Raw genomic sequence first — 26,605 nt, 5'->3', positions numbered from 1 at the left:
GCCATCGCGAGCAGGCTCGCTCCTACATTTGTCCTGCGAACACAGGTCCATTGTAGGAGCGAGCCTGCTCGCGATGGGGCCTGAAAGAACACCGCAAATATTGATTCCTGAACCCTTCCTGAAGAACCCCGCGATTCCCCCTGCAAGGTTTTGTAACGGGTTTACTCTCCAGACATCGGGGCGTAAGCTTCGCGCGTTTTCATCCATTACGGAGACCCACAGTGGGTACTTGTTCGAGTGACAGTTGTCGGCCGGTCTCGGTAACCGGCATTTTCTCGGCAAGATAACGCGCAGTCTCCTGTGCCGTTGTCTCGCCGACAAGCGAGCAGCGGCATCCCGATCATGGCCAGTCCTGGCCGTGTCCCGACGTCCCTCTCATCGACGCTGAACAGTGCGTGGTTTCGACTTTTTTGTCGTGCCGCCGCTCTATCGACACGCCTGTCATTCGTGACCGGCGTGCCAGGCCTTGCTTTGCCGGTTGTTCCGGCGGAAGAGGCGTGGACCTGCCTGCTCGACGGTTTCCCGGCTGACAAAAGGGGCACCAGCCATGAAACTTACCCTCAAGGAACTCTTCGCAGGCTTCCTGCGTAACCGCCACATCGCCCGGCACTTTCGTCGCCTGGCGTTGCTGGAAACCTTCACTGACACCACGGTCAGCCGTGAAGTCCCGCCCACCCTGGCGCAAACCCTGGTGGCTGCTGCCGGCAGCGATACGGGTCAATTGCTCGACGCCCTGGGCAGTCACACCGACGGCTTGAGCGAGTTCGAAGCCGATGCCCTGCGCGAACAATTCGGCCTCAATGAAGTCGAGCACGAACAGCCGCTGCCGTGGTGGACGCACCTGTGGCACTGCTACAAGAATCCGTTCAACCTGCTGCTGACCTTGCTGGCGGTCATCTCCTGGCTGACCGAAGACATGAAAGCCGCCGTTGTGATTTTCTCCATGGTGGTGCTCTCGACCTTTCTGCGTTTCTGGCAGGAAACCAAATCCAACCAGGCTGCCGATGCCCTCAAGGCCATGGTCAGCAACACCGCCACGGTGATGCGCCGCGACCTCGAAGACCGCGGCGCGCAGCGTATCGAATTGCCGATCAGGCAACTGGTGCCGGGCGACCTGATCGTGCTGTCTGCCGGTGACATGATTCCCGCCGATTGCCGGGTGCTCAGCGCCAAGGACCTGTTCGTCAGCCAGGCGGCCATGACCGGCGAATCGATGCCGGTGGAAAAGTTTCCCCGCCAACAGGACCGCGACACGCAGAACCCCCTGGACCTGGACAACATTCTGTTCATGGGCACCAACGTGGTGTCCGGCACGGCCATGGCGGTGATTCTCACCACCGGCAACAGCACCTATTTCGGTGCCCTGGCCCAGCGCGTCGGCGCCACTGACCGGGCGCCGACTTCGTTCCAGACCGGGGTCAACAAAGTCAGCTGGCTGCTGATCCGCTTCATGTTCGTGATGGCGCCGCTGGTGTTGTTCATCAACGGTTTCACCAAGGGCGACTGGACCGAAGCGTTGCTGTTCGCGCTGTCGATTGCCGTGGGCCTGACCCCGGAAATGCTGCCGATGATCGTCACTTCGACCCTGGCCAAGGGCGCGGTGTTCCTGTCGCGCAAGAAAGTCATCGTCAAACGCCTCGACGCCATCCAGAACTTCGGCGCCATGGACGTGCTGTGCACCGACAAGACCGGCACCCTGACTCAGGACAAGATCTTCCTGGCGCGCAACGTCGACGTCTGGGGCAACGACTCCGATGACGTGCTGGAAATGGCCTACCTCAACAGCTACTACCAGACCGGCCTGAAAAACCTTTTGGATGTGGCGGTGCTCGAACACGTCGAGATCCACCGTGAGCTGAAAGTCGGCACGGCGTTTCGCAAGGTCGACGAGATCCCGTTCGACTTCACCCGCCGGCGCATGTCGGTGGTGGTCGCCGAGCGCGATCAACCGCACCTGCTGATCTGCAAGGGCGCGGTGGAAGAAGTGCTGGCGGTGTGCTCGCGGGTGCGCCATGGCGAAGTCGATGAAGCCCTGACCGAAGAACTGCTGGCGCGCATCCGCCAGGTCACGGCCACGTTCAACGCCGAAGGCCTGCGGGTGGTTGCGGTGGCGGCACGGCCAATGGTCGAAGGCCGCGACACCTACAGCCTGGCCGATGAACAGGCACTGACGCTGATCGGTTACGTAGCCTTTCTCGATCCGCCGAAAGAAAGCACCGCGCCCGCCCTCAAGGCTCTGGCCGCCCATGGCGTGGCGGTGAAAGTGCTGACCGGCGACAACGAACTGGTGACGGCGAAAATCTGCCGCGAAGTCGGCCTGGAACAGCAAGGCCTGCTGATGGGCAACGACATCGAACGCATGAGCGATGCCGAGCTGGCGAAGGCGGTGGAGACCACCAACGTCTTCGCCAAACTGACTCCCTCGCACAAGGAGCGCATCGTCCGTCTGCTCAAGGGCAACGGCCATGTGGTCGGTTTCATGGGCGACGGTATCAACGACGCCCCGGCCCTGCGCACCGCCGACATCGGTATTTCGGTGGACAGCGCCGTGGACATCGCCAAGGAAGCGGCCGATATCATCCTGCTGGAAAAGAGCCTGATGGTGCTGGAGGAGGGCGTACTGGAAGGGCGCCGGACCTTCGCCAACATGCTCAAGTACATCAAGATGACCGCCAGTTCGAACTTCGGCAACGTGTTCTCGGTGCTGGTGGCCAGTGCGTTCATCCCGTTCCTGCCGATGCTGCCGATGCACCTGCTGGTACAGAACCTGCTCTATGACATTTCGCAGATTGCCATCCCGTTCGATAACGTCGATGACGAAATGCTCAAGCAACCGCAGCGCTGGCAGCCGGCGGATGTCGGGCGCTTCATGCTGTTTTTCGGGCCGATCAGCTCGATCTTCGACATCACCACGTTCGCCTTGATGTGGTACGTGTTCGATGCCAACACCCCGGATCACCAGACCCTGTTCCAGTCCGGCTGGTTCGTGGTCGGGCTGCTGACCCAGACCCTGATCGTGCACATGATCCGCACGCCGAAGATCCCGTTCCTGCAAAGCCGCGCGGCCATGCCGTTGCTGGTGATGACGGGACTGATCATGGCCGTGGGGATTTTCCTGCCGATGGGACCGCTGGCCCATTACTTCAAATTGCAGGCGTTGCCGTCGCTGTACTTCGTGTTCCTGCCGGTGATCCTGCTGGCGTACATGGCGCTGACCCAGGCAGTGAAGGGGTTCTACATTCGCCGGTTTGGCTGGCAATAAAGCCGCCAGCATGATCTTTGTGGCGAGGGAGCTTGCTCCCGGTCGACTGCGTAGCAGTCGCAAAACCGGCGAGCGAGGTTTGCTGGAGGGACCGCATTGTCAGGTTTTGGGGCCGCTTCGCTGCCCAGCGGGAGCAAGCTCCCTCGCCACAAGGGTTGTGTGTTTTTCCAGGAGTTTCATATGCAAGCCATCAACAACCTCAACCTGACCTCCCTGCTCGACACCCTGGTCAGCCTCAGCGCGGCCTTCATCCTCGGTGGCCTGATCGGTTTCGAGCGCCAGTACCGGCAGCGCACCGCCGGCCTGCGCACCAATGTGCTGGTGGCGGTGGGCGCGGCGATTTTCGTCGACATGGCCAACCGGCTCGCCGGTGCCGAAGGCGCCGTGCGGGTCGTAGCCTACGTGGTTTCCGGCATCGGCTTTCTCGGTGCCGGGGTGATCATGCGCGAAGAGGGCAATGTGCGTGGCCTCAATACCGCCGCCACGCTGTGGACCTCGGCGGCAGTCGGTGCCTGCGCCGGTGCCGACCTGCTGGCCGAGGCCTTGCTTGGCACCTTGTTTGTGCTCGCGGCAAACACGCTGCTGCGGCCGATCGTCAACAACATCAACCGTCAGCCGCTGGATGTGATTTCGGCGGAAGTCACCAACATCGTCTACGTCATTGCCCGGCGCACGCAGCAGAAAACCGTGCTGGCCTTGCTCGAAGCCGAGCTGGAACGCAGCAACTACCCGGCCAGCGATGTCGATGTACATGCCTTCGGCGCGGATGAAATCGAAATCGAAGCCACCCTGGCCACCACCTCGGTCGATGGTGATGAACTGGATGCGCTGGTGGCACGGATTTCGACCTCGACCCTGGTGGTGCAGGCGTTCTGGAGTCCGAGTACCACGGAGTAAAGTCAGATTAACCGGCATTTATTTAGGAATATTCCTACATAAACCTAGGAAGGTCTTCCGTAGGCTTTGCGACCTCTTGAAACCGACATCCTTTTGGAGGTCACCATGCCGAACAAATCCTTGCGCATCCTGATCGCCGATGCGCAGCACTTCAACCGCCTGCGGATCGAGCGGCTGTTCAATCAGCTCGGCTACTTTCGCGTGGCACCGGTGCAGAGCCTCGAAGAGCTCCTTCCACTGGTGGAGTACGGTTGCGAGCCTCTGGACCTGGTGCTCATCAATGGAGCGATGGCCAACGAAGGGCTGGACCTGTTGAATTTCTTTGCCGACAACCCGCAGGTTCATCACGCCTTTATCTTCAATGAACAGCAGACGCCGTTGCCGTCAGTCGTGGGTAACGTCCAGGTCAGCCAGGCCGCCCTGCCTGACCTGGCGTCCATTACGCAGCTGATGAGCGCCGTCGATCGGCGCCTGCCGTTCGTCGGAACTGTCATTTCTGTCAGGTAGTACTTTCCAGCCTTCCATGCAAAAGTCTATGCGCAGCGTTGTGCCCAACCGCTGCGGTGCCTGGAGGGCATTTTTTGCCCGATCGTGTTGTTTTGCACGGGAGTTGTCATGAAGTCAGCACTGATTGTGGAAGATCATCCGGTGGTTCGCTCCATGATCAAACTCGTACTCAAGGGCGAGGGGTTCACGCAGATTTACGAGGCCTCTCGTGGCGATGAGGTCCTGGCGTTGATCCGGGAGCATCAACCGGATGTCGTGCTGCTTGACCTGGGTCTTCCCGGTGTGGCGGGGCTTGAGGTGATGGACCGGATCAAGGCCGAAAACACGCGATGTCGCGTGGTGGTGTTCACTTCACTGGAGGCCCAGTTCTATCAGGACCGCTGCATGCGTGCCGGAGCTGTTGCCTACGTTTCCAAGAGCAAGGACCTGGATGACCTGAAGGCGGCGGTGAATTCCGTGATGGCCGGCTACACCTATTTCGCCCAGATTCCCTCGAGCTCCGTGTCGATGGGGGAGTTGCAACGCAGTGAAAAGCAATTGATCGACAGGCTCTCCAATCGTGAGTTGACCATTCTGCAGTACCTGGCCCGGGGTTCGAAAAACCTGGAAATCGCCGAGATCATGCACCTGAGCTACAAGACCGTCAGCACCTACAAGACCCGACTTACCCTCAAGCTCAACGTGAGTTCGTCGGTGCACTTGAGGGATTTCGCCCTGCGCAATCATCTGATCTGAATGAACGCACTCCGACGACTGGCAGGTGGGGTGCTGATCGCCCTTCTTCTCTGGGCATCGACGGCCTGTGCGCAACAGTCGTTGACCCTGTTGGGGCGCTCGAGCGTCGAAGGCCTGAGCGTCAGGTTCTCGCAAACCGAGTCGCGCTGGCTACAGCAAAAGGGCCGATTGGTGCTGGCAGTCTCGGCGCCGGACTATCCCCCCTTCGAGTTCAACACGGCGGGCAAGGTATTCGAAGGCGTGACAGCCGATTACGCCGGCTTGCTCGAACAATTGTTGAACGTCGTCATCGAGGTCCGACGTTATCCGTCGCGGGCCGACGCGGTGCTGGCCATCAAGGAAGGGCAGGCGGACCTGCTGGGAACGGCCAATCGGTTTGAAGCCGAAGATCCGCAGCTACAGATGTCCAGCGCCTACGCGGTCGATCAACCGGTGCTGGTGACCCGCACCGATTTCCCGCCGGTGCTCGACCCGACACTGGCCGGCAAGCGGCTGGTGATGCTGTATCACTACCTGCCCGAATACAGCGTGCAACAGTTCTATTCCAGGGCGCAGGTCCAGCTGTTTCCCTCGACACTGGCGGCGGTGGGCGCCGTGGCTTTCGGCCAGGCCGATGTCTACCTGGGCGATGCGATCAATGCCCATTACCTGATCAGCAGGAATAACCTGGACAACGTGCATCTGACGGACTTCTCACCCATGGAGTCCGGGCGTTTTGCCTTTGCGATGGCCCGCGACAACAACTCGCTGTTGCGCATCGTCAACAAGGCACTGGCGGCCATCACCACCAATGAACAAATGAATATCCTGCGTCGTTGGGGGGCAAACGGGGCATCTATCCCGGGCACCCAGTCATTGCAATTGAGCGTGGCCGAACAGCGCTGGCTCGAACGCCATCCGCGGGTAAGGGTCGCGATCAACGAAAATATCCCGCCGATTTCATTTGTCGACAGCGAAGGCAAGTTTCGCGGTATCGGCATCGATGTACTGGCGAAAATCAGTTTGCGCACCGGACTGCAATTTGACATCCAGGGCATGAAGTCGGTGGCCGAGATGATGACCGCCATCAAGAGCGGGCAGATCGATGTACTGGCCGGTATCGGCCTCAGCTCCCAGCGTGAAGATGAGTTGCTGTTCACCCGGTCGTTCCTGAGCAGCCCTTCGGTGCTGGTGACCCGCGTGGATACGGACAGCCCCAGGACGCTGGATGACATGGCGGGAAGGACGCTGGCGCTGACCCGGGGCAACATTGTCGGCGAGTACCTTCGCCAGCATTACCCGCTGATCCAGCTGGTGGATGCGCCCCTGTCGACGGATGCCATGGAAATGGTCGACCAGGGCAAGACCCAGGGCGGCATCAACTCCTTGATCAGCGCCCGTTACCTGATTTCCCGGCAGTATCGCGATCGCCTGCAAGTGACCAGCACCGTGGGCACCGACCCTGCACGAAGCACCCTGGCGACCGGTCGCGAGGCCACCGAGCTGCATTCGATCCTGGACAAGGCGCTGTTGAGCATCCCTCCCGAAGAAATTGACGAGCTGACCCAGCCCTGGCGCTACGACTCGATGGTCGAACAGAGTTACTGGTTGCGACACCGCCAGGCAATCGTGCAGGCATTTGCGGTGGCAGGCGTCTTGCTGTTGCTCGCGTTGGCCGGGATCGTCTGGCAGCGGCGGCAGATTCGCCAGCGTCAGCAATTGCTCGGGCAATTGCAGGAAGCCAAAGACGCGGCGGACGAGGCCAACCGGGCCAAGACTACTTTCCTGGCCACCATGAGCCATGAAATCCGCACGCCGATGAACGCCTTGATTGGCATGCTCGAACTGGCACTGAAACGGGCCGATGAAGGGGAGACCGACCGCGCCGCCATCGAGGTGGCGTCCGATGCCGGGCAACAGTTACTGGATTTGATCGGCGATATTCTGGACGTCGCGCGGATCGAATCCGGGCATTTGTCGCTGGCGCCGGAACGGGTCAATCTGCACGCGCTGGTGACGTCGGTCTGCCGGGTTTTCGAAGGGCTGGCGGTGCAGAAGACTCTGCAGTGGCGGGTCGAACTCGACGAACACAGTGACTGTGACGTGATGCTCGACCCCACGCGCTTCAAACAGGTGCTGTCCAATCTGCTGAGCAATGCGATCAAGTTCACCCGGGAAGGCCAGGTGAGCCTGACGTTGCGGGTGCGACCTCAAGCCCCGGCGCACCTCGCCATCAGCGTACGCATCGAAGACAGCGGCATCGGTATCAGCGCTTTCGACCAGCAACGCCTGTTCAGCCCGTTCGTGCAGGCGGGCAATAGCCAGCAGAGTGCCCGGCAAGGTTCCGGCCTGGGCCTGGTGATCAGTCGTACCCTGTGCGAAATGATGGGCGGGCAGTTGCATCTCGACAGTGAGCTTGGGCGCGGCACGCGGGTGGACGTCAGCCTGGTGCTGCCTGCCCTGCAAGCGTTACCCGCGGGGGGCAAACCCCTGGATCCGGCGCAGCTCACGACCCGAGCGTTGTCGATTCTGGTGGTCGATGATTATCCGGCCAATCGCCTGTTGCTCTCTCGACAGCTGAGCTACCTGGGCCATCGTGTGGTGCTGGCTGAAGACGGGGCGCAGGGGCTTGAACAGTGGCGCGGGCAAGGGTTCGATCTGGTCATCACCGACTGCAACATGCCGCAGCTCAATGGTTATGAATTGGCGGGTGCGATACGTGAGCAAGAGCGGGTGCAGGGGCTGTCGTCGACGCTGATTCTGGGCTTTACCGCCAATGCGCAGGCCGAGGAGAAGGCTCGATGTCAGGCGGCGGGCATGGACGATTGCCTGTTCAAGCCCATTCGCCTGGTGGATTTGCAGGCGTGGCTGGCCCAGCGGTTTTCCAACGCACCCTCAACGGCAATCGACGATCCTGGCATCGCCGAGTTCGATTTGAGCGGGTTGGAGCGTTATGCGGATGCGGACCGTGAGCTGATCGATCAACTGTTGCACGATCTGGCGCTGAGCAACCGCGAGGATCGCGTGCATTTGCTCGCCTTGCACGCTGGCGGCAATCGCCCGGGCTTACAGGAACTGGCACACCGGATCAAAGGCGGGGCGCTGATGGTGCGAGCGCTCGCCCTGGTCGAGTGTTGCGAACAACTGGAGCAGGCGTGCAATGACGGCCGCGCAGCAATGATCAACGAAGCCGTCGACCAGTTGCAGCAAGCCATGGCCCGCCTGGACCAGCGTCTGGGGCAGGATTGAGGCTCAATCCCAGTTCGGTGCGATGCCTTTCGGGCTGGTCAAGCGGTGGCCGCGATCCAGCGTTGCGATCAAGGCCATGGTTGCATTGGGAATGGGCGGCAGTATCCGCGCCTGCATCCGTGAGAAAAAACTGCTGGATCGGCAAAGCAATGTTTACCGCAAGTCAAGAATCGGGGTAGGAAGATGTGTTGATGGTGTCTGGTCTGACGCCATCGCGAGCAGGCTCGCTCCCACATTTGGAATGCGTTCCCCCTGTAGGAGCGAGCCTGCTCGCGATAGCCATCACTCGGTCCAAAGCCTTACCCCGCCCTCAGGCAATATCACTACGACTGAATTCCTCCCCGAGAAAATCGATCAACGTGCGCACCGAAGGCAGCAGGCCCCGGCGCGAGGGGAAGATCGCGTGGATGACACCGCTCTTCGGTGCCCATCCCGGTACCAGTTCCACCAGTTGCCCGGCAGCGATTTCATCGCGCACCACCACACTGGGCAGGTGCACGATGCCGATCCCGGCGAGCGCCGCATGGCGCAAGGCCAACAGGTCGTCGGTGACCATGCGCGGGGCATGCCGGATCATCGCGGTGCTGCCATCGGCACCGAACAGCTCCCACTGATATTCGCGCTGTGCCGCGCCCCAGTGCAGGCTCGGCAAGCCGCTGAGGTCGGCCGGGGAGGCCGGTGTCGACAGGCGAGATAAAAAGATCGGGCTGCCAACCACGCTCTGGGTGCTGTTGCCCAGCACCTTCATCACCATGTCGGTGTTCTCCAGCGGCGGAAAACGTACCCGCAGGGCAATGTCGAAGCCTTCGTGAATCAGGTCGACCCGGCGGTTAGTGCTCTCGATGAACAATTCCACCAAGGGGAACTTGAGCATGTAGCGGGTCAGCATCGGCCCGACCCAGGAATTGAGCAGCGCCGTCGGGCAACTGACACGCACCAGGCCCTGGGGCTCAGAGCGGTTGCGCTCGATCAGTTCGGCGGCGCTTTCCGCCTCCACCCGCATGGCCAGGCAGCGCTGGTAATAGGCCTGGCCGATTTCCGTCAATGAACAGTGCCGGCTGGTGCGGTGCAGCAGGCGCACACCGAGGCGTTCTTCGAGTTCGGCAATGCGTCGGCTGAGCTTGGACTTGGGCATGTCCAGTGCCCGGCCGGCCGCGGCGAAACCGTGATGCTCCACCACCTGGGTGAAGTAGTAGAGGGTGTTGAGGTCTTCCACCATCGTTCTCCAAATAGAACGCTAAAGCTGATTTTTGCAGTCTAGCGCAGCAATGGTCACGGTTTTAAGCTTTGTCCATGGCTTCACTCACCTCATCAGGAGACACCATGAAAAACATCATCGGTATCTACACCAGTCCACGGACCCATTGGGTTGGCGACGGTTTTCCGGTTCGCACGCTGTTTTCCTACGACAACCTGGGCAAGCACATCAGCCCGTTCCTGTTGCTGGATCACGCCGGCCCCGCTGAGTTCACCCCGACCGGCGAGCGACGGGGCGTTGGTCAGCATCCTCATCGTGGCTTCGAAACCGTGACTATCGTTTACAAGGGCGAGCTGGAGCACCGGGACTCCACCGGCAGCGGCGGCAAGATCGGCCCCGGCGATGTGCAATGGATGACCGCGGCCTCGGGGATCCTGCATGAAGAGTTTCACTCCGAAGGTTTCGCCAAGAGCGGTGGCACCCTGGAGATGGTGCAACTGTGGGTCAACCTGCCGGCCAGGGACAAAATGGCCGACCCCGGCTACCAGACGATTCTCGACCGTGACATCCCGAGCATCGCCTTGAAGGACAACGCCGGCAGCCTGCGCCTGATCGCCGGTGAGTTCGACGGCCACAAGGGCGCGGCACGCACCTTCACCCCGGTCGACGTGTGGGACATTCGTTTGAATGCCGGCAAGTTGCTCACCCTGGATCTGCATGAAGGGCGCAACACCGCACTGGTGGTGCTGCGCGGCACGGTTCAGGTCAACGGCCTGGAATCGGTGCGCCAGGGGCAACTGGCCCTGTTCGACCGCAAGGGCGATCAATTGACCCTCGAAGCCAGCGAAGACGCGGTGGTGCTGTTGCTCAGCGGCGAGCCGATCGACGAGCCGATCGTCGGTCATGGGCCGTTCGTGATGAACACCGAGCAAGAAATCCACCAGGCCTTCGCCGACTTCCAGTCCGGCCAGTTCGGCCGGATGCACGCTTAATTCGCAGCGCTTCAACACCCGACTCTACACAGGATGAGTAGGCCGGTTTTCAGGCCAGGGATGGCTGTTGCCCAAAAGAAAGAGGAAACGCACATGAACACTGTCTACGCGGCCAACTTCAACGGCCAGAAACCGACCATCGACCCCAATGACAGCGCGATGCTGTTGATCGATCACCAGAGCGGACTGTTCCAGATCGTCAAGGACATGGACGTGCCCCAACTGCGCGCCAACGCCATTGCCCTGGCCAAGGCCGCGACCCTGCTGAAGATGCCGGTGATCACCACCGCTTCCGTTCCCCAGGGGCCGAACGGGCCGTTGATTCCGGAAATCCACGAGGCCGCACCCCATGCGCAGTACGTGGCGCGCAAAGGTGAAATCAACGCCTGGGATAACGCGGAGTTTCACGCGGCGGTCAAGGCCACCGGCAAGAAAACCCTGGTGATCGCCGGCACCCTGACCAGCGTGTGCCTGGCGTTCCCGTCCATCGCCGCCGTGAATGAAGGCTACAAGGTGTTTGCCGTGGTCGACGCCTCCGGCAACCACTCGAAACTGGCCACTGATCTGACCGTTGCCCGTCTGGCCCAGGCCGGGGTGGTACCGATCGACATCATGGCTACGCTTTCTGAGCTGCAAGGCTCGTGGAACCGTCCGGATGCCGAGCAGTGGGCCGCTGTCTACGCCCAGGCCATGCCGCATTATCAATTGCTGATCGAGAGTTACCTCAAGGCCCAGCAAGTGGCGAACGAACACGAGGCGCTGGACTCCCAGCGCTGACCGGTGACCCCACGCCGATTTTCATTCGGCATCGATAACATGCGAGGACTACTGCAATGACTACTTCCTACAAACGTCTGGACAAGGACAACGCCGCGGTTCTGATGGTTGATCATCAGGCGGGCCTGCTGTCACTGGTACGCGACATCGACCCGGATCGCTTCAAGAACAACGTGCTGGCCCTGGCCGACCTGGCCAAGTACTTCAAGCTGCCGACCATCCTCACCACCAGTTTCGAAACCGGTCCCAACGGACCGCTGGTGCCCGAACTCAAGGCACTTTTTCCGGACGCGCCGTACATCGCTCGCCCGGGGCAGATCAACGCCTGGGACAACGAAGATTTCGTCAAGGCGATCAAGGCCACCGGCAAGAAACAACTGATCATCGCCGGTGTGGTAACCGAAGTGTGCGTGGCGTTCCCGGCGCTTTCGGCACTGGCCGAAGGTTTTGACGTGTTCGTGGTCACCGACGCGTCCGGCACCTTCAACGAACTGACCCGCGAATCGGCGTGGAACCGTATGACCGCTCAGGGCGCGCAACTGATGACCTGGTTCGGCCTGGCCTGTGAACTGCACCGCGACTGGCGCAACGATATCGAAGGGTTGGGCACGCTGTTCTCCAACCATATTCCGGATTACCGCAACCTGATGACCAGCTACAGCTCGCTGGCCAATAGCAAGTAACTTCGGCATCACGCATCCCCCCCCCCTGTGGGAGCGAGCTTGCTCGCGATAGCGACCTGACAGTCAGAACATCAGTGACTGTTTTGCCGCCATCGCGAGCAAGCTCGCTCCCACAGGTTTTTTGGGTGTCCTGCCAGACGTGTTCCTCCTGCCAAATCAATTGCTCCTACACTATGGCCAATCCATGCGATCTTCGCGTTATTGACCCTGGCTGGAGTTGCTTGATGCTGTCATTGCTCACCGAACACCCGTTGATTTGCGCGATGGCGCTGATCCTGATCGATCTTGGGTTGTGGTACTTGCTCAGTGCCGTTGGCAGCGCCTGGCGGCTGTTGGTACGGGTGGTTATTTTTTCGTTGTTCAGTCTCCTGCTGTTCAACGAAGGCCTGAACCCGATGGAGCCGCCGCCCTGGGCCGACAACGTGCCGCTGCACCTGGCGGCCACCGGCTTGCAGATCGGCTGGTGGTTGTTCGGTGCGCGGACCCTGACCGTGCTGATCGGCGCGGTGATGATGCAACGGGTCGGTCATACCGGGCGATTGCTTCAGGACTTGCTCGGTGCGGTGATTTTCCTGATCGCGGTCATTGCCGCCCTGGCCTATGTACTGGATCTGCCGGTCAAGGGCGTGCTGGCGACGTCCGGTGCGTTGGCGATCATCGTAGGCCTGGCCTTGCAAAGTACCCTCAGCGATGTGTTCTCCGGAATCGTCCTGAATACCACCAAACCCTATCAACTGGATGACTACATCTCCATCGATGGCATGGAGGGCCGGGTCACCGACATCGACTGGCGTGCCACGCGCCTGCAGACCTCCCAGGGTTGCATGGCGGTCATACCCAACTCCCTGGCAGCCAAGGCCAAGATCATCAATTTCAGTCGGCCGAGCGATATGTTCGGCATCTCCGTTTCGTTGGAAGTGAGCCCCCACGCGCGGCCGAACACGGTGATCGAAGCCCTGGAGCGGGCCATGCAGGGTTGCCGTGCGCTTCTGGATACCCCGTCGCCAAGCGTCGGCCTGAAAAACGCCAGCAACACCGGAGCGGTCTACGAAATCAGCGGCTTTGTCGCGTCGATGGATGAGAAACGTTCAGCGCGCAATCAGCTATACGACCTGGCCTACCGGCACTTGCAGGCGTCCGGGGTCAATTTGTTGTCGAGCGTGGAGCCCAATCCACCGGTCAACTTGACACGGCCGCGGGCATTGCTCGACAGCTCGCCGATTTTTTCCACTTTGCGTCAGGAAGAGAAAGACACGTTCAGCCAGAACATGACCTTGCAAACCTTCCGCGCCGGGGAGGCGATCCTGGAAGCGGGGGAGATCAGCGATCACTTGTACATCATTGAGTCCGGCGTGGTCTCGGTGACGCTGATGCGCCACGGAGCACCATTAGAATCCGGCCGCATGGGGCCAGGGGAGGTGATCGGCGAGGCGGGTATTCTGACCGACAGCGCGCTGCCTGCGCAGTTTACCGCCAAGACCTTCTGTGGCCTGTACCGCATCGAAAAGTCATACCTCAAGCCATGCCTGGATGCCCGTCACGACATCAGCGATGCAATGAAAACCTTGCTCGATTACCGGCTGCACAAAGCGAAAGTCCTGACTCAGGAGCTACCGGTGACGGAGGCGAAAAAGGGCTTTTTGCAGTGGTTGCGCAATCGGGTTTGAATGGCCTCCTCGACTTCTGAAGGATTGGCTATTTGTGCAGACCGGTCGTGGGACTAACGTAGTGACACACCCACTTGCCCTGGAGCACGCCATGAAAACCCGTATCGATTTCTACACCGCTTCCCCTGATGCCCTCAAGGCGATGATCGCCCTGGAAACAGCGGTGTCGAAGCTGCCGCTGGAAAAAAACCTGATCGAACTGGTCAAGCTGCGCACCTCGCAAATCAACGGCTGCGCCTTCTGTCTGGACATGCACAGCGCCGATGCACGCAAGGGTGGTGAGTCCGAGCGTCGCCTGGCGACACTGTCGGCCTGGCGCGAAACGCCGTTCTTCACCGAGCGTGAACGCGCCGCACTGGCCTGGACCGAATCCCTGACCCTGATCAGCCAGACCCATGCCCCGGACGAAGACTATGAACTGGCTACCGCCCAGTTCGATGCCAAGGAAATGGTCGACCTGACCGTCGCCATCACCACCATCAACGCCTGGAACCGCCTGGCGATCGGCTTTCGCAAAATGCCTCAGGCCTGACCTGCACAAGCATCAATGAGCATCGGCACTCGGTGCGGCCGGTGGTTGCACCTTGCGCATCAGGGGCACCATCGCCGTGGCGATAATGAAGCAGACCATGATCATCAAGAACGCGTCGCCATAGGTTTGCGTCTGGGCTTCGCGGTAAGTCAACAACCATAACTGATGCAGGCTGGCGGTGACTCCGGCGTCACCGCTCTGGCCGAGGGCGGCGAAGTTGTTGCCGACCTGGGACAGCCATTGGTTGAGGGCCTCGTTGGTGCTGTTGAGATTCTCCGCCAGCCGGGTGAAATGCAGGTTGGTGCGGTCGTTGAGGATGGTCGCGCAGGCGGCAATGCCGATAGCGCCGCCCAGGTTGCGCATCAGATTGAACAACCCCGACGCATGCTTGAGCCGTGCCGGCGCCAGGCCGCCTAGGGTCAAGGTCACCGTTGGCGGCACTGCCAATTGCTGGGCAATCCCGCGCAGGGCTTGCGGCAGCATCAACTCCTTGGCCCCCCAGTCATGGGTGATCGGGCTGAAATCCCACATCGACAAGGCGAACAGTCCAAGGCCGGTCATCATGATCCAGCGCAGATCGACGCGATTGGCCAGAAAGGCATACAGCGGAATCGCCATGATCTGGAACACCCCGGTGGAGAAAACCGCCAGACCAATGTCCAGCGCTCCGTAGCCACGCACCCGGCCGAGAAACAGCGGCGTCAGGTAAATGGTGGCGAACAGGCCGATGCCGGTGACGAACGAGAAGAAACAGCCGAGGGCAAAGTTGCGATCCTTCAAGGCGCGCAGATCGACAATCGGATTGGCCACGTGCAAGGTCCGGCCGATGAAAGCCAGGCCGGCCAGGCCGCTGATCCACGCGGTGGTCAGGATCGTGCGGTCGCTGAACCAGTTCCAGCGCGGGCCTTCTTCGAGGGTGTATTCCAGGCAGCCGAGGAACAGCGCCAGAAACACCATGCTCAGGTAATCCGCGCCTTTGAGCAGCGACAGTTCCGGCTGGTCGATTTTTACCAGCATCGGCACGGCCACGGCGACAAAGATGCCGGGGACCAGGTTGATGTAGAACAGCCAGTGCCAGGACGATATGTCGGTGATCCAGCCACCGATCACCGGTCCCAGGGTCGGTGCCAATGAGGCCACCGCGCCGATGGTCGCGGCGGCGATCACCCGTTGTTTGCCGGTGAAGAACACGAAGGCCGTGGTGAACACCAGCGGAATCATCGAGCCGCCCAGAAACCCTTGCAGGGCGCGGAAGGCAATCATGCTCTGGATGTTCCAGGCCACGCCGCACAGCAGGCTGGTCAGGGTGAAACCCACCGCCGATGCGCAGAACAGCCAGCGCGTCGAGAACACCCGGGACAGCCAGCCCGACAGGGGGATCACGATGATTTCGGCGATCAGGTAACTGGTTTGCACCCACGCGGTTTCGTCGGTGCCGGCGGAGAGCCCGCCGCCGATGTCACGCAACGAAGCCGAGACAATCTGGATATCCAGCAGCGCAATGAACATGCCGATGCACATGCTGGCAAAGGCGAAGACCTTGGTCGCCGTGGCCATGTTCGCGGCATTGAACGGTTGCGCCGGGGCGGCGAGGGCGCGGCTCATGGCGCGCTGGCCACGGCTGGCGCTTCAGGCTCCTTGCGCGTGTCCACTTCAGCGGTGACCGATAACCCCGGACGCAGATGGCCGAGCACACTGTCGGCCGGGTCGAGGTGGATCCGCACCGGCACCCGCTGCACGATCTTGGTGAAGTTGCCGGTGGCGTTTTCCGGTGGCAACACACTGAATTGCGAACCGCTGGCGGGGGCGAGGCTGTCCAGGTGACCGTGGAATTCCTGGCCCGACAGCACGTCGGCATGGATCACCACCCGTTGCCCCGGCACCATGTGGGCCAGTTGGTCTTCCTTGAAGTTGGCATCGACCCACAGACCGCTGGTCGGCACCACCGAGAGCAATTGCGAGCCGGCCTGGGCATAGGCGCCGACCCGGGCCCGGCGATTGCCGATCACACCGTCGACCGGTGCCTTCAGTTCGGTGTAGCCGACATTCAATTGCGCCAGATCGCGTTCGGCCCTGGCCTGGATCAAGGCGGCCCGGGCTTGTTGTTTCTGGGTGTCGATCACATTCAACTGGCGCTGCGCGGCCAGCAATTCAGCCTGGGCGCGGTTGCTTTGGGCCTGGGCCGTCTTGAACGTGGTGTTGGCGCGCTGGGCGCTTTCCACCGAGACAGCGTTGGTGATCACCAGTTTCTTGTAGCGGGCATCGTCATCCCGCGAACGGGCGGTTTCGGCACCCGCGGCGTCGATGCCGGCAAGGGCCTGGCCGATGACGGCCTGTTGCAGTTGTTCGGTGGCGTCGAGGTTGGCCAGCAAGGCCTCCTGGGCGGCCACTGCGCCTTCGGCCTTGGCCAGGTTGGCGCGGTAGTCGCGCGAATCGAGTCGGATCAGCACGTCGCCGGCCTTGACCTGCTGGTTGTCGGCCACCAGCACTTCGTCGATATAACCCGCCACTTTCGGCCCGATCACCGTCACATCGCCGCCGATGTAGGCGTCATCGGTTTCCTCGATAAAACGCCCGGCGCTCCACCAGTGCGCGCCATACACACCAGCCAGCACCAGTGCTGCGATGCCCACGGTTGGCAACAGCAGGCGTTTGAGCAGGGGAGGTTTTGCCGGCTTCACCGGGGAGTCCAGATCGGGTTCTACGGTGGACATGCTGGTCATGGAGGGATACCTGTCAGGGCGGCGGTTAATTATGATGACTGTAATATGACGTATGTAATATTTTGTGGCAAATGGTTTTTGCTGCCGGTCGTCAGATGGTTTGTCCAGTGGAAATAAAGAAGATTTTGTGTGAGCTGGAGGACCCTGTGGGAGCGAGCTCGCTCCCACATAGAATTGCTACGGGTTTACTGGAATGAAAAAGGCCGGTGATCTGCGCGATCACCGGCCTTTTTTACAGTTATTGCTTACACGCGTTCAAAAATCGCCGCAATCCCCTGGCCACCACCGATGCACATGGTCACAAGCGCGTAACGACCGCCGGTGCGATGCAGTTCGTGGATGGCCTTGGTGGCGATGATTGCGCCGGTCGCGCCCACCGGGTGGCCCAGGGCGATGCCCGAACCGTTCGGGTTGACCTTGGCCGGGTCGAGGTCCAGTTCCTGGCTGACGGCGCAGGCCTGGGCAGCGAAGGCGATGTTGGCTTCGATCACGTCCAGGTCGGCGACGGTCAGGCCGGCGCGCTTGAGCGCCAGGCGTGTGGCCGGGATCGGGCCCAGGCCCATGAACTCAGGTTCGACGCCGGCGTGGGCGTAGCTGACCAGGCGGGCGAGGGGTTTCAGGTTATTGGCCTGGACCGCGTTGCCGCTGGCCATGACCAGTGCGGCGGCGCCGTCGTTGAGGCCCGAGGCGTTGCCGGCGGTGACCGAGCCGTCCTTCTTGAACGCAGGCTTCATCGCAGCCAGCTGTTCCAGGGACGTGGCGCGCGGATGTTCGTCGACGCTGAACAGCTTGACGCCTTTGCGATCCTGGATTTCCACGGTCGCGATCTGCTCGTTGAAGTAGCCGTTGGCAATCGCGTGGGCCGCGCGTTTCTGGTCTTCGAAAGCCAGGGCGTCCTGCATTTCGCGGGTGATGCCGTTGCGCGCGGCGACGTTCTCGGCGGTGATGCCCATGTGGATGCCATGGAACGGGTCATGCAGGATGCCGAGCATGTAGTCGATGACCTGGGCGTTGCCCATGCGCGAACCCCAACGGGCGGACGGCATCAGGTACGGGCCACGGCTCATGGACTCGACACCGGCACCGACGACGATGTCGGCATCGCCGAGCATCAGGGTCTGGGCGGCGTTGATGATGGCTTGCAGGCCCGAACCGCACAGGCGGTTGACGTTGTAGGCCGGGGTTTCCTTCGGGATGCCGGCGTTCATCGCCGCGACGCGGGAGATGTAGGCGTCGCGGGTTTCGGTCGGGATCACGTTGCCCATCACCAGATGGCCAACGAGCGCCGGGTCCACGGCGGCTCGCTCCAGGGCGGCTTTCACGGCCGTGGTCGCGAGGTCGGCCAGTGGCACGTCCTTGAGCGAACCGCCGAATGTACCGATGGCGGTACGGGCGGCGCTGACGACGTAGATTTCTGGAGTGTTCATGACTGGTTTCCTTTCGGTGGATTCTTATCTGTACTGCGATTGAGCAGGGCGTTCAAGGCGGTTTTCGCCTCGTCGGTATTCAGGCGCTGAATGAACAGCGTGTTTTCTTCGCGCAGGGTGGCTTCCAGTTCGGCCAGGGAAGCCTGTTTCATCAGCTGCCGGGACTGGCGCAAGGCTTGCTGGGGCATGGCCAGGAAGCGCTGGGCGATTTTTGTCGCCGCCGCCAGGCATTGTTCGCCGTCATCGAAGGCTTCGTTGGCCAGACCCCAGGCCACCGCTTCGTTACCGTCCAGGCCGTTGCCCAACAGCAGCAGGCTCGCGGCGCGGGCATGGCCGAGGCGGCGTGGCAGCAACAGGCTGGCGCCGAATTCGGGGCACAGGCCGATGTTGACGAACGGCATGCGCAACTTGGCGTTGCGGGTCACCAGTACCTGATCGCAATGCAGCAGCAAGGTGGTGCCGATGCCGATGGCCGCACCGCAGACTGCCGCGACCAGCGGTTTTTGCAGGCGCGTGACGACCTTCATCAAGTAGAACGCCGGGGCGTCCAGATGAGTGGGCGGATTCTGCAGGAAATCCACCAGGTCATTGCCGCTGGTGAAGCACGCCGGGCCACCGGTGAGGATGATCACGCCGGTTTGCTCGTCTTCGTCGGCGGCCTGCAGCAGGTCGGCCAACTGCGTGTACATGGCGTTGTTCAGTGCGTTGAGCTTGTCCGGGCGGTCGATGGTCAGCGTCAACACGCCGTCGCGTTGCTCGTGTTTGATCAGGTCGGTCATCGCAGGCTCTGCAGGGTCGGTTCAGGGCTGCCACTTTAAGCGCCGGACAAACTCCGGATCTATGGCAAAACGGGTCAACTGCACTGCCGCTTTTTGCCATGCCGGTGTGCCAAAAAGCGACACACACCCTTTCGGGGTATGGCCGCGCCCGGCGAATCGACCAATAGTGGGGGCATCCGCTCATCCAGAGCCGAACTCGCTATAAGGTGCATTTGCTATGGGCAAGACGCTGCTTAAGGTGATTTCCAGTCTGTTTGTTGTACCGCTGACCTTTCATGCCTACGCCGCTCAAGTGGACGACAGCAATACGCTGCGGCTGTACAACTGGGCGGATTACATCGGTGAAAAAACCATCGCCGATTTCGAAAAGGCCACCGGTATCAAGGTGGTCTACGACACATTCGATTCTTATGAAACGGTACAGGCCAAGCTGCTCACCGGCCATTCCGGTTATGACCTGATCGTGTTGAATGCCTCCCTCGCGCCACCGCTGATCAAGGCCAAGGTGTTCCAGTCGCTGGATAAAAAGCAGTTGCCGGGGTGGACCAACCTGGATCCGCAGATCCTCGAAGACCTGCAAGGCTATGACCCTGGCACCCAGTACTCTGCGCCCTATACCTGGGGCAGCAACGGCGTGACCTACAACGTCGACAAGATCAAGGAGCGCATGCCGGACGCGCCGATCGGCTCGCTGGCGATGATCTTCGATCCGAAGATCGTCTCGCGCTTCGCCGATTGCGGCGTGACCCTGCTCGATGCCCCGACCGAAGTCATTCCCATGGCCCTGAAGTACCTGGGGCGTGATCCGCGCAGCGCCGCACCAGAGGATCTGAAAGCCGCACAGGATTTGCTGCTGTCGGTGCGGCCGTACATCCGCAAGTTCGATTCGGTCAATTACCTGACCAGCCTGCCCAACGGCGACGTGTGCATGGCCATGACCTGGTCCGGCGACTACGCCACCGCCATGGCCCGCGCCGCAGAAGCCAAGAAGAAGATCGACCTGGCGTACTTCATCCCCAAGGAAGGCTCGCTGATCTGGTTCGACAACATGTACATCCCGGCCGATGCGACGCACGTCGCCAATGCTCACAAATTCCTGGAATACCTGATGCAGCCGCAGGTGATGGCCGATGTGAGTGATTTCATCAACTACGCCAACAGTAACGCAGCGGCCACGCCGTTGTTGAACGCCGATGTGCGCAACAACCCGGCCATCTACCCCGATCCACAGACCCGCGAGCGGCTGTTCCCGCAGAAGACCCAGGACGCCAAGGACATGCGGGCGATTACCCGGGTCTGGAGCACGGTGAAAAGCGGCATCTGATGGGTTCGAACGTTAGTCAATTCGGTTAGAGGTTTATTTATGGCGACGCCAACACGCAGCGTTTTTTCCCCAGCGGACGAGTCCCGGCTGGTCAAGGCCGACAAGGCTCACCATATGCACGGCTATCACGTGTTCGACGAACACGCCGAGCAGGGCTCGTTGAACATCGTCGCAGGCGTAGGCGCCTACATCTACGACACCCAGGGCAACCGCTTTCTCGATGCGGTGGGCGGCATGTGGTGCACCAACATTGGCCTGGGCCGTGAGGAAATGGCCGAGGCCATCGCCGATCAGGTGCGGCAACTGGCTTATTCGAATCCGTTTTCCGACATGTCGAACAACGTCGCCATCCAGTTGTGCGAAAAACTCGCCAGCCTCGCTCCCGGCGACCTCGACCATGTGTTCCTCACCACCGGTGGCTCCACCGCCGTGGACACCGCCTACCGGCTGATCCAGTACTACCAGAACTGCCGTGGCCTACCTGCGAAGAAGCACGTCATCGCGCGGTTCAACGCCTATCACGGCTCCACCACCCTGACCATGTCGATCGGCAACAAGGCCGCCGACCGGGTGCCGGAGTTCGACTACGCCAACCCGCTGATCCACCACGTCTCCAACCCCAACCCGTACCGCGCGCCGGAGGGCATGGACGAAGCGCAGTTCCTCGAGTTTCTGGTCAAGGAGTTCGAAGACAAGATCCTCTCGATTGGCGCGGACAAGGTTGCCGGGTTCTTCGCCGAGCCGATCATGGGCTCGGGCGGGGTGATCATTCCGCCCCGGGGTTATCTCAAGCGCATGTGGGACGTCTGCCAGCGCTACGACATCCTGTTCGTCGCCGACGAAGTGGTGACTTCGTTCGGGCGCCTGGGAAAGTTCTTTGCTTCTTATGATGTGTTCGACGTGCAGCCCGACATCATCACCACCGCCAAGGGCCTGACCTCGGCCTACCTGCCGCTGGGCGCGTGCATCTTTTCCGACCGTATCTGGAAAGTCATCGCCGAGCCGGGCAAGGGCCGCTGCTTCACCCACGGTTTCACCTACAGCGGGCATCCGGTGTGCTGCACCGCGGCGCTGAAGAACATCGAGATCATCGAGCGGGAAAACCTGCTGGCCCATGTCGACACGGTGGGCGCCTATCTGGAAGTGCGCCTGGCAACCCTGCGGGACTTGCCGCTGGTGGGGGATGTGCGCTGCCAGAAACTCATGGCCTGCGTGGAGTTCGTCGCCGATAAACGCACCAAGGCGCTGTTCCCCGACGAGATCAACATCGGCGAGAAAATCCACGTGCGGGCCCAGGCCCGGGGCTTGCTGGTGCGGCCGATCATGCATCTCAATGTGATGTCGCCACCGTTGATCCTGACGTTTGCCCAGGTCGATGAAATCGTCGAGACCCTGCGCGAATGCATTCTGGAAGTGGCCGCCGAGCTTGAAGCGAGCGGACAGTACGCGGGCCAATGATTTCGTCAGTCAGGCTGTTACCAAGGGCGTGTCCAGCCGCTAGACTGCGGGGCATGAGCAAACCACACGACGATACGCTGATCGCGGTGCCCTTCGGGGCATTGCACAAATGGCATGGGGGAATGCGCGAGGCATTCGCCCATATCGATGAGCCTGACGCCCTGCAACACTTGGCGTCAGCGTTGGCGCAGCTGGTGTCCGTCGAGTCGATGATGATCAGCCTGGAGCGCAAGGACCGTGCGCCTCAGTTACTGCATCAGCGCGGGATTGCCCAGGAGTATCAGGTCTCGATCCTGGAGCGCTATTTTGCCGGGGGCTATTTGCTCGACCCGTTCTGCCTGGCGGTGGAGCAGGGGTTGGCGCAAGGCTTCTATCACCTGGAGGAAATTGCCCCGGACAACTTCTTCGACAGTGACTACTACAAATCCTATTACCTGAAGGCGGGCTGCTCGGAAGACAGCTACTACATCGTCGATACCGGCAATGACACGAAGATTTCCGTCAGTCTCTATCAGGGTTTCGGCGGTGAATGCCTGAGCGCCGAACAGCTGAATCTGCTGCGCGCCGTGGAACCGCTGGTGCGCGAATTCATCAGCGAGTTCAGTCAACGGGGCATGCTGCGCAGTGGCGAGATCCAGTGCGATCAAGACCAGGGCATGCGCGATGATCTCAAGCACCGGGTGCAGTCGGCGTTCGAGCATTTCGGCAGCGATTTGCTCACCGAACGTGAGCGGCAAGTGGCGCACATGGTGTTGCGCGGGCATTCGGTGAAATCCACGGCCAGCCAGATGAGCATCTCACCGGAAACCGTACGCATGCACCGCAAGAACCTGTACCTGAAACTGGAGGTAGGTTCGCAGTCGGAGTTGTTTGCGCTGTTTATCGAGTGGTTGCGTAAGCATTAACCAAAATTTTTGGCCTACCGATACCCCTGTAGGAGCGAGCCTGCTCGCGATAGCGATCTGTCAGGCCCAATGATCTTGGCTGACACACCCTCATCGCGAGCAGGCTCGCTCCTACAGGTATTGCGTTAGTCTTCGCGTTTTACGACCAAGGTGAGAATGTCATAGCTCGCCACCAGCTCTCCCAACTGGTTGGTCACCTCCACATCCCACGCCACCACCCCTTGCGGGATGCCCTGCGGGCTCTTCTTGCCCTGGTCGATCTTGCGTTTGCAGGTCAAGCGGGCCTGGATGGTGTCGCCGATGCCCACCGGGTTGATGAAGCGCAAGGTGTCCAGGCCATAGTTGGCCAGTACCGGGCCGGGTGCCGGCGAGACGAACAGGCCGGCCGCCGCCGACAGCACGAAGTAACCGTGGGCGATGCGCTTGCCGAACTGCGATTCCTTGGCGGCGATGTCGTCGAAGTGCATGTAGAAGTGGTCGCCCGACAGGCAGCCGAAGTTCACCAGGTCCGCCTCGGTGACGGTGCGGCGGTGAGTCAGCAGCGATTCGCCGATCTGCAGGTCCTGGAAGTGGCGACGGAACGGATGCACGTCGGTTTCGATGACCTTGGCGCCGCGCACATATTCGCCGGTGACCGCCGCCAGCATGGTCGGCGAACCTTGCACCGCCGCGCGTTGCAGGTAGTGTTTCACCGCGCGCAGGCCACCGAGTTCTTCACCACCGCCGGCACGACCCGGGCCGCCGTGCTTGAGTTGTGGCAGCGGCGAGCCATGGCCGGTGGATTCGCCGGCGCAATGGCGATCCAGTACCAGCAAGCGGCCGTGCCAGGCAGCCGCGACCGGAATGGCCTTGGCGGCGATTTGCGGGTCCTTGGTCACCAGGCTGGCCACCAGGCTGCCTTTGCCGCGGGCGGCCAGGGCCAGTGCTTCGTCGAGATCGTCGTAGGCCATCAGGGTGCTGACCGGGCCGAACGCTTCGATATCGTGGGCACCGCCCTCGGCATGCGGGTCGCGGGCCTGCAACAGGGTTGGGGCGAAGAACGCACCTTTGTCGACATTTACACCACGGGGTTCAAAACCGTCGCGGGCGCCGAACAGCATGTCGCTGCTCTGCAACAGCGCTTCCAGACGCTCGGCCACGTCTTTCTGCTGGTCGTGGGAAGCCAGCGCACCCATGCGCACGCCTTCCACCGACGGGTCGCCGACCACCACTTTGGCCAGGCGATCGCGCAGGCGGGTGGCGACTGTATCGATGTGTTTGGCAGGGACGATGGCGCGGCGGATGGCAGTGCATTTCTGCCCGGCCTTGGTGGTCATTTCCCGGGCAACTTCCTTGATGAACAGCTCGAACTCTTCGTCATCCGGGGTCACGTCCGGGGCGAGGATCGCGCAGTTCAGCGAGTCCGCTTCGGCGTTGAACGGCACCGAGTTACGAATCAGGTTCGGGTTGACCCGCAGCTTGGCCGCGGTGTCGGCGGAACCGGTGAAGGTCACCACGTCCTGGCCTTGCAGGCGGTCGAGCAGGTCGCCGGTGCTGCCGATGATCAGTTGCAGACTGCCCGCCGGCAGCAGGCCGGATTCGTCCATCAGGCGCACCACGGCTTCGGTCAGGTAGCTGGTGGCGCTGGCGGGCTTGACGATGCACGGCATGCCGGCGAGGAAGCTCGGCGCGAACTTTTCCAGCATGCCCCAGATCGGGAAGTTGAACGCGTTGATGTGCACCGCCAGACCGCCGCGAGGCACCAGGATGTGCGTACCGGCAAAGGTGCCCATTTTGCTCAGCTGCATCGCCGGGCCTTCGTGGACGATGTTGCCCGACGGCAGCTCCCGCGAACCGAGGCTGGCGTAGGTGAATAGCGTGCTGTTGCCGCCTTCGATGTCGATCCAGCTGTCGGCGCGGGTTGCGCCGCTGTGATAGGAAATCGCGTAGAGCTGTTCCTTGCGCTCGCTCAGGTACAGGGCCAAAGCCTTGAGACGCTGGGCGCGCTGCTGGAAGTCCAGCGCCATCAAGCCGCTGATGCCCTGGCGACGGCCGTGTTCGATGGCCTCGGCGAAGTCCGGGCGCTCCTCATGGGTGCGGGCGATTTCATGGCCGTCGATGGCACTGCGCAGCACTTGCGCGCCCTGTTGGCCGATCCAGCGACCGGCGATGAAACTCTGCAGGGTAGGGGCATGCAGGGTAGGGGCGTGAGACATCACGATTGCTCCTGGTTATGAAGGGTTATGGCGCGGCGGCGACCGCGCCCTTTCGGAATTACCAAAGCGCCACGGTGTAACCGACGATCAATCGGTTCTCATCGACGGCGGTAGTCAAGCCATTGCCGGAACGGAAGGTCACGTTGCGCCAGCGCAAGCTGACGTTCTTCAACACACCGCTCTGGATGACGTAGCTGATATCGGTGTCGCGCTCCCATTCGCTTCCGTTGTCGACCTTGCCCGCCTTGACATGGCTGCCGTCGGTGTAGCGGGTCATGAAGGTCAGGCCGGGAATGCCTTGCGCCGCGAAGTCATAGTCGTAACGCAGCTGCCAGGAATCCTCCTCGGCGCGGGTGAAGGTGTTGAAGGTCACCAGGTTGACCACGTACGGATCGCCGCCGTTGATGAACGGAAAGGCACTGTCGCCGGACAATTGCTGGTAGGCGGCACTGACCTTGTGGGCACCGTGGGACACCGTGAACATGCCGTTGAGGTTGCGGTTGTCGATACGCCCGGCCCGCTCGGCGCCGTCGCCCCGGCTGTCGAAATAACGCAGGTCGCTGCGCAGGTTGAAGCCGTTGCCCAGTGGTTGCGTATGCACCAGTCCGGCGAATTGCTGGCGATAGATCTGGTCGAGCTTGCCGTAGTAGTAGCTCAGGTTCAGTTGCGGACTGAACGCGTAGCTGCCACCACCGAAGTCGAAGTGATCGCTAGTGGCGGCGCCGAAGCCGACGTCATCGTTGCTGGAAGAGTCCCGCAGGTTGGCCTTGGTCAGGCGTCCGGCATTCACCGTCAGGCCGTCGATCTCCTGACTGGTCAGCAAGCCACCTTCAAAGGTCGATCCCAGCAGGCGCGTGTCGTTGTAAGTGACCACTGGCAACAAGGGTTGCAACGTGCCGAGTTTCAACACGCTCTTGGAGACCCGCAATTTGCCGGTCAGGCCCAGTTCGCTGTAATCGTCGTCGGGCTCATGGCTCTGCGGGCCGAACGGTAGCAGGCCGGTGCCACGGCGGTCCGGGCTGGAGTCGAGCTTGAGCCCCAACTCTCCCAGTGCATCGAGACCGAAACCGAAGGTGCCGTCGGTGAACCCGGACTCGATGCGCGCAGTGAATCCCTGGGCCCATTCTTCGGCCTTGGATTGCGGCGCGTTGTCCTGACGGAAATCGCGGTTGATGTAGTGGTTGCGCATATCAATACGGGCCTTGCTGTCGCCGATGAAGTCGGCCATGGCGCTGGGGGCGATCATGGGCAGGCTCAATGCGGCAGCCAGCGAAAACAGTGATCGATAAGACGTGGTACGTGCGGGTGTCATTATT

20 protein-coding genes and 1 pseudogene are annotated in these 26,605 nt (G+C 61.3%); 13 read left to right on the top strand and 8 right to left on the bottom strand.

Annotation, left to right across the window (positions count from 1 at the left end; all coding sequences use genetic code 11):
• The first annotated feature begins 547 nt into the window (after positions 1-547).
• The 5 genes from mgtA to KGA96_RS08905 all read left to right on the top strand — a co-directional run bounded on the left by mgtA (position 548) and on the right by KGA96_RS08905 (position 8,629).
• On the top strand, positions 548-3,262 hold the full coding sequence (gene mgtA / locus KGA96_RS08925; RefSeq protein WP_046043148.1) for a magnesium-translocating P-type ATPase: 2,715 nt from the start codon (positions 548-550) through the stop codon (positions 3,260-3,262).
• A gap of 180 nt (positions 3,263-3,442) precedes the next feature.
• Entirely contained in the window at positions 3,443-4,159 is a 717-nt protein-coding gene (locus tag KGA96_RS08920) for an MgtC/SapB family protein (RefSeq protein WP_046043146.1), read from the top strand.
• A gap of 105 nt (positions 4,160-4,264) precedes the next feature.
• Positions 4,265-4,666, top strand: a complete 402-nt coding sequence (locus tag KGA96_RS08915) for a hypothetical protein (RefSeq protein WP_046043144.1) — start codon at positions 4,265-4,267, stop codon at positions 4,664-4,666.
• Positions 4,667-4,774: 108 nt separating this feature from the next.
• Entirely contained in the window at positions 4,775-5,401 is a 627-nt protein-coding gene (locus tag KGA96_RS08910; protein ID WP_046043143.1) for a response regulator transcription factor, read from the top strand.
• Positions 5,402-8,629, top strand: coding sequence for a transporter substrate-binding domain-containing protein (locus KGA96_RS08905; RefSeq protein ID WP_223512449.1), 3,228 nt, complete (start codon positions 5,402-5,404; stop codon positions 8,627-8,629). It abuts the gene before it with no gap.
• A gap of 3 nt (positions 8,630-8,632) precedes the next feature.
• Here KGA96_RS08905 and dkgB read toward each other — a convergent pair.
• Both dkgB and KGA96_RS08895 read right to left on the bottom strand, forming a co-directional pair.
• Positions 8,633-8,722: pseudogene (dkgB, locus tag KGA96_RS08900) on the bottom strand (2,5-didehydrogluconate reductase DkgB); the annotation flags it as partial.
• Positions 8,723-8,939: 217 nt separating this feature from the next.
• Complete coding sequence (locus tag KGA96_RS08895) at positions 8,940-9,848, bottom strand: LysR substrate-binding domain-containing protein (protein WP_223512448.1); 909 nt, start codon at positions 9,846-9,848, stop codon at positions 8,940-8,942.
• A 104-nt stretch (positions 9,849-9,952) separates the two neighbouring features.
• Here KGA96_RS08895 and KGA96_RS08890 point away from each other — a divergent pair, with 104 nt between their 5' ends.
• From KGA96_RS08890 to KGA96_RS08870, 5 genes are all read left to right on the top strand, one after another.
• Positions 9,953-10,819: a pirin family protein gene (locus tag KGA96_RS08890; RefSeq protein ID WP_046043139.1), complete on the top strand. Its 867-nt coding sequence runs from the start codon at positions 9,953-9,955 to the stop codon at positions 10,817-10,819.
• Positions 10,820-10,912: 93 nt separating this feature from the next.
• Positions 10,913-11,596: an isochorismatase family protein gene (locus tag KGA96_RS08885; RefSeq protein ID WP_046043137.1), complete on the top strand. Its 684-nt coding sequence runs from the start codon at positions 10,913-10,915 to the stop codon at positions 11,594-11,596.
• Positions 11,597-11,652: 56 nt separating this feature from the next.
• Positions 11,653-12,279 (top strand): isochorismate family cysteine hydrolase YcaC, encoded by a 627-nt coding sequence (gene ycaC, locus KGA96_RS08880; RefSeq protein ID WP_046043135.1) that lies wholly within the window; start codon positions 11,653-11,655, stop codon positions 12,277-12,279.
• A gap of 224 nt (positions 12,280-12,503) precedes the next feature.
• Positions 12,504-13,946 carry a mechanosensitive ion channel domain-containing protein gene (locus tag KGA96_RS08875; RefSeq protein ID WP_223512447.1) on the top strand — a complete coding sequence of 481 codons (1,443 nt, stop codon included), beginning with the start codon at positions 12,504-12,506 and terminating at the stop codon, positions 13,944-13,946.
• Positions 13,947-14,037: 91 nt separating this feature from the next.
• The gene (locus KGA96_RS08870; protein ID WP_046043133.1) at positions 14,038-14,478 is read left to right on the top strand and encodes a carboxymuconolactone decarboxylase family protein; all 441 of its coding nucleotides are present in this window, start codon (positions 14,038-14,040) and stop codon (positions 14,476-14,478) included.
• A gap of 12 nt (positions 14,479-14,490) precedes the next feature.
• Here KGA96_RS08870 and KGA96_RS08865 read toward each other — a convergent pair whose 3' ends face one another.
• From KGA96_RS08865 to KGA96_RS08850, 4 genes are all read right to left on the bottom strand, one after another.
• Entirely contained in the window at positions 14,491-16,083 is a 1,593-nt protein-coding gene (locus KGA96_RS08865; RefSeq protein WP_223512446.1) for a DHA2 family efflux MFS transporter permease subunit, read from the bottom strand.
• Positions 16,080-17,201, bottom strand: coding sequence for an HlyD family secretion protein (locus KGA96_RS08860; protein WP_223512445.1), 1,122 nt, complete (start codon positions 17,199-17,201; stop codon positions 16,080-16,082). Before KGA96_RS08860 ends, KGA96_RS08865 begins: the two co-directional genes overlap by 4 nt.
• Before the next feature lie 245 nt (positions 17,202-17,446).
• Positions 17,447-18,628 (bottom strand): acetyl-CoA C-acyltransferase family protein, encoded by a 1,182-nt coding sequence (locus KGA96_RS08855; RefSeq protein ID WP_223512443.1) that lies wholly within the window; start codon positions 18,626-18,628, stop codon positions 17,447-17,449.
• Positions 18,625-19,407 (bottom strand): enoyl-CoA hydratase-related protein, encoded by a 783-nt coding sequence (locus KGA96_RS08850; protein WP_223512441.1) that lies wholly within the window; start codon positions 19,405-19,407, stop codon positions 18,625-18,627. Before KGA96_RS08850 ends, KGA96_RS08855 begins: the two co-directional genes overlap by 4 nt.
• 217 nt (positions 19,408-19,624) lie before the next feature.
• Between KGA96_RS08850 and KGA96_RS08845 the strand changes: the two genes are divergently transcribed.
• From KGA96_RS08845 to KGA96_RS08835, 3 genes are read left to right on the top strand one after another with little or no spacing between them, the layout of a single operon-like run.
• Positions 19,625-20,731, top strand: coding sequence for a polyamine ABC transporter substrate-binding protein (locus KGA96_RS08845; RefSeq protein ID WP_223512432.1), 1,107 nt, complete (start codon positions 19,625-19,627; stop codon positions 20,729-20,731).
• Positions 20,732-20,770: 39 nt separating this feature from the next.
• Positions 20,771-22,189: an aminotransferase gene (locus tag KGA96_RS08840; protein WP_223512428.1), complete on the top strand. Its 1,419-nt coding sequence runs from the start codon at positions 20,771-20,773 to the stop codon at positions 22,187-22,189.
• Positions 22,186-23,094 (top strand): helix-turn-helix domain-containing protein, encoded by a 909-nt coding sequence (locus KGA96_RS08835; protein WP_223512427.1) that lies wholly within the window; start codon positions 22,186-22,188, stop codon positions 23,092-23,094. The genes KGA96_RS08840 and KGA96_RS08835 overlap by 4 nt, the downstream gene beginning before the upstream one ends.
• Positions 23,095-23,219: 125 nt before the next feature.
• Here the strand turns inward: KGA96_RS08835 and paaZ are convergent, their stop codons facing one another.
• The gene (gene paaZ / locus KGA96_RS08830) at positions 23,220-25,289 is read right to left on the bottom strand and encodes a phenylacetic acid degradation bifunctional protein PaaZ (protein ID WP_223512424.1); all 2,070 of its coding nucleotides are present in this window, start codon (positions 25,287-25,289) and stop codon (positions 23,220-23,222) included.
• Between the two features lie 58 nt (positions 25,290-25,347).
• Complete coding sequence (locus KGA96_RS08825) at positions 25,348-26,601, bottom strand: OprD family porin (protein WP_223465859.1); 1,254 nt, start codon at positions 26,599-26,601, stop codon at positions 25,348-25,350.
• Between the last annotated feature and the right edge of the window lie 4 nt (positions 26,602-26,605).

Source organism: Pseudomonas sp. GL-R-26 (assembly GCF_019947365.1).
Classification (GTDB): Bacteria; Pseudomonadota; Gammaproteobacteria; order Pseudomonadales; family Pseudomonadaceae; genus Aquipseudomonas.
Note: the sequence above shows the minus strand (reverse complement) of the source record. Positions and strands in the feature narration are given on the sequence as shown.

Excerpts from the sequence above, each read along its gene's own strand:
- KGA96_RS08865 (WP_223512446.1), bottom strand. The coding sequence starts at position 16,083 with ATGAGCCGCGCCCTCGCCGCCCCGGCGCAACCGTTCAATGCCGCGAAC.
- KGA96_RS08860 (WP_223512445.1), bottom strand. The coding sequence starts at position 17,201 with ATGACCAGCATGTCCACCGTAGAACCCGATCTGGACTCCCCGGTGAAG.
- KGA96_RS08845 (WP_223512432.1), top strand. The coding sequence starts at position 19,625 with ATGGGCAAGACGCTGCTTAAGGTGATTTCCAGTCTGTTTGTTGTACCG.
- KGA96_RS08905 (WP_223512449.1), top strand. The coding sequence starts at position 5,402 with ATGAACGCACTCCGACGACTGGCAGGTGGGGTGCTGATCGCCCTTCTT.
- KGA96_RS08890 (WP_046043139.1), top strand. The coding sequence starts at position 9,953 with ATGAAAAACATCATCGGTATCTACACCAGTCCACGGACCCATTGGGTT.
- KGA96_RS08835 (WP_223512427.1), top strand. The coding sequence starts at position 22,186 with ATGATTTCGTCAGTCAGGCTGTTACCAAGGGCGTGTCCAGCCGCTAGA.
- KGA96_RS08870 (WP_046043133.1), top strand. The coding sequence starts at position 14,038 with ATGAAAACCCGTATCGATTTCTACACCGCTTCCCCTGATGCCCTCAAG.
- KGA96_RS08915 (WP_046043144.1), top strand. The coding sequence starts at position 4,265 with ATGCCGAACAAATCCTTGCGCATCCTGATCGCCGATGCGCAGCACTTC.
- mgtA (WP_046043148.1), top strand. The coding sequence starts at position 548 with ATGAAACTTACCCTCAAGGAACTCTTCGCAGGCTTCCTGCGTAACCGC.
- KGA96_RS08875 (WP_223512447.1), top strand. The coding sequence starts at position 12,504 with ATGCTGTCATTGCTCACCGAACACCCGTTGATTTGCGCGATGGCGCTG.
- KGA96_RS08885 (WP_046043137.1), top strand. The coding sequence starts at position 10,913 with ATGAACACTGTCTACGCGGCCAACTTCAACGGCCAGAAACCGACCATC.
- paaZ (WP_223512424.1), bottom strand. The coding sequence starts at position 25,289 with ATGTCTCACGCCCCTACCCTGCATGCCCCTACCCTGCAGAGTTTCATC.
- KGA96_RS08840 (WP_223512428.1), top strand. The coding sequence starts at position 20,771 with ATGGCGACGCCAACACGCAGCGTTTTTTCCCCAGCGGACGAGTCCCGG.
- KGA96_RS08895 (WP_223512448.1), bottom strand. The coding sequence starts at position 9,848 with ATGGTGGAAGACCTCAACACCCTCTACTACTTCACCCAGGTGGTGGAG.
- KGA96_RS08825 (WP_223465859.1), bottom strand. The coding sequence starts at position 26,601 with ATGACACCCGCACGTACCACGTCTTATCGATCACTGTTTTCGCTGGCT.
- ycaC (WP_046043135.1), top strand. The coding sequence starts at position 11,653 with ATGACTACTTCCTACAAACGTCTGGACAAGGACAACGCCGCGGTTCTG.
- KGA96_RS08920 (WP_046043146.1), top strand. The coding sequence starts at position 3,443 with ATGCAAGCCATCAACAACCTCAACCTGACCTCCCTGCTCGACACCCTG.
- KGA96_RS08850 (WP_223512441.1), bottom strand. The coding sequence starts at position 19,407 with ATGACCGACCTGATCAAACACGAGCAACGCGACGGCGTGTTGACGCTG.
- KGA96_RS08910 (WP_046043143.1), top strand. The coding sequence starts at position 4,775 with ATGAAGTCAGCACTGATTGTGGAAGATCATCCGGTGGTTCGCTCCATG.
- KGA96_RS08855 (WP_223512443.1), bottom strand. The coding sequence starts at position 18,628 with ATGAACACTCCAGAAATCTACGTCGTCAGCGCCGCCCGTACCGCCATC.